Raw genomic sequence first — 1,578 nt, forward strand, 5'->3', positions numbered from 1 at the left:
ACTGCCGGGGTTTGTCCTGGTGGTGGGCGTTGTTCATTTACGGAGAGTTTGATCCTGGCTCAGGACGAACGCTGGCGGCGTGCTTAACACATGCAAGTCGAACGATGATGCCCAGCTTGCTGGGCGGATTAGTGGCGAACGGGTGAGTAACACGTGAGTAACCTGCCCTTGACTTCGGGATAACTCCGGGAAACCGGGGCTAATACCGGATATGAGCCGTCCTCGCATGGGGGTGGTTGGAAAGTTTTTCGGTCAGGGATGGGCTCGCGGCCTATCAGCTTGTTGGTGGGGTGATGGCCTACCAAGGCGACGACGGGTAGCCGGCCTGAGAGGGCGACCGGCCACACTGGGACTGAGACACGGCCCAGACTCCTACGGGAGGCAGCAGTGGGGAATATTGCACAATGGGCGAAAGCCTGATGCAGCGACGCCGCGTGAGGGATGAAGGCCTTCGGGTTGTAAACCTCTTTCAGCAGGGAAGAAGCGCAAGTGACGGTACCTGCAGAAGAAGCGCCGGCTAACTACGTGCCAGCAGCCGCGGTAATACGTAGGGCGCAAGCGTTGTCCGGAATTATTGGGCGTAAAGAGCTCGTAGGCGGTTTGTCGCGTCTGGTGTGAAAACTCGAGGCTCAACCTCGAGCTTGCATCGGGTACGGGCAGACTAGAGTGCGGTAGGGGAGACTGGAATTCCTGGTGTAGCGGTGGAATGCGCAGATATCAGGAGGAACACCGATGGCGAAGGCAGGTCTCTGGGCCGCAACTGACGCTGAGGAGCGAAAGCATGGGGAGCGAACAGGATTAGATACCCTGGTAGTCCATGCCGTAAACGTTGGGCACTAGGTGTGGGGCTCATTCCACGAGTTCCGTGCCGCAGCAAACGCATTAAGTGCCCCGCCTGGGGAGTACGGCCGCAAGGCTAAAACTCAAAGGAATTGACGGGGGCCCGCACAAGCGGCGGAGCATGCGGATTAATTCGATGCAACGCGAAGAACCTTACCAAGGCTTGACATGCACGAGAAGCCACCAGAGATGGTGGTCTCTTTGGACACTCGTGCACAGGTGGTGCATGGTTGTCGTCAGCTCGTGTCGTGAGATGTTGGGTTAAGTCCCGCAACGAGCGCAACCCTCGTCCCATGTTGCCAGCGGGTTATGCCGGGGACTCATGGGAGACTGCCGGGGTCAACTCGGAGGAAGGTGGGGATGACGTCAAATCATCATGCCCCTTATGTCTTGGGCTTCACGCATGCTACAATGGCCGGTACAAAGGGCTGCGATACCGTAAGGTGGAGCGAATCCCAAAAAGCCGGTCTCAGTTCGGATTGGGGTCTGCAACTCGACCCCATGAAGTCGGAGTCGCTAGTAATCGCAGATCAGCAACGCTGCGGTGAATACGTTCCCGGGCCTTGTACACACCGCCCGTCAAGTCACGAAAGTCGGTAACACCCGAAGCCCATGGCCCAACCGTTCGCGGGGGGAGTGGTCGAAGGTGGGACTGGCGATTGGGACTAAGTCGTAACAAGGTAGCCGTACCGGAAGGTGCGGCTGGATCACCTCCTTTCTAAGGAGCTACCAACCCTC

General features: G+C 58.2%; 1 rRNA gene. It reads left to right on the plus strand.

Annotated elements, in window-relative coordinates:
• Positions 1-36: 36 nt before the first annotated feature.
• Positions 37-1,558 (plus strand): 16S ribosomal RNA (locus MT994_RS19275).
• The last annotated feature ends 20 nt before the right edge of the window (positions 1,559-1,578 follow it).

It is taken from the genome of Cellulosimicrobium sp. MI9406, from assembly GCF_040595865.1.
Lineage (GTDB): Bacteria > Actinomycetota > Actinomycetes > Actinomycetales > Cellulomonadaceae > Cellulosimicrobium > Cellulosimicrobium funkei.